Annotated in this window: 1 protein-coding gene; it reads right to left on the bottom strand. The window is 41.0% G+C overall.

Features of this window, described 5'->3' with window-relative positions; genetic code table 11:
• Positions 1 to 302 precede the first annotated feature (302 nt).
• The coding region (gene trxB, locus AC1DPQ_RS28350; RefSeq protein WP_477611655.1) for a thioredoxin-disulfide reductase at positions 303 to 1,162 on the bottom strand (860 nt) is incomplete at its 5' end.

Below are 1,162 nucleotides of genomic sequence, written 5' to 3'. Positions count from 1 at the left end.
GGTAGACACCACGTTGTTCTACCCTCAATAGTAGCAGAAACCTAAGTCTTTAAACCTGATTGTAATGGAAAGCACGCAATCCCGATTTTTCATCGGGAGCGGACTTGAAATGTAAAGCAGGACTAACAATAAAAAGAACTACTGCATTTGCTTTCCAAAAAAAAGAGAAATTGTAAGACCCGTGAAACAAGATCAAACTTGATAAATCTCTCCATTCCACTACGTTTCAGTCAAGATGACGACATCAACAAAAAAAGAGAAACCATTACTGATTTCTCTTTTTAAAATTATATTAAAATATTTTACGCTTCTACAGGATGTTCCTTAGCAGCCAAGTACCTTTCGGCATCGAGCGCGGCCATACATCCAGAACCTGCAGCAGTTACTGCCTGTCTGTAATACATATCCTGCACATCGCCACAGGCAAAAACGCCTTCGATATTGGTTAAAGTAGAACCTGGTTTGGTAGCTAAATAACCTGTTTCATCCATATCCAACTGGCCTTTAAAAATATCAGTATTTGGCTTGTGACCGATAGCCACAAAGAAACCTTCTACAGCGATATCAGATTCGACACCAGTTTTGTTATTTAAAACTTTAACTGCAGTTACATTTTTACCATTACCTAAAATCTCCTGCGTTTCGGTATTGTAATGCACCACAATATTCGGTGTAGCTAAAACGCGGCTCACCATTGCTTTAGAAGCTCTGAATTCGTCTCTCCGCACCAATAAATGAACGGTTTTACACAATTTGGCTAAATATGTTGCTTCTTCGGCAGCAGTATCTCCAGCACCTACAATGGCAACATCTTGTCCTTTAAAGAAGAAACCATCGCACACGGCACAGGCCGAAACTCCAAAACCATTGTATTGTTGCTCGCTTGGTAAACCCAGCCATTTTGCTGTAGCGCCTGTAGCAATAATTACGGTATCAGCTGTAATGGTTTTAATTTCATCAACCACTACTTTATGTGGCGTTGAAGAGAAATCAACCGAACTTACATAACCAAAACGGATATCGGTACCAAAACGCTCTGCCTGTTTGCGGAAATCTTCCATCATTTCTGGCCCCATGATTCCTTGCGGGTAACCTGGAAAATTTTCTACATCTGTTGTTTGCGTAAGCTGCCCACCGGCTTGCATGCCGGTATACATAATCG

It is taken from the genome of Pedobacter sp. 01T416_2, assembly GCF_056398925.1.
This window is presented reverse-complemented; position numbering and strand designations above follow the sequence as displayed.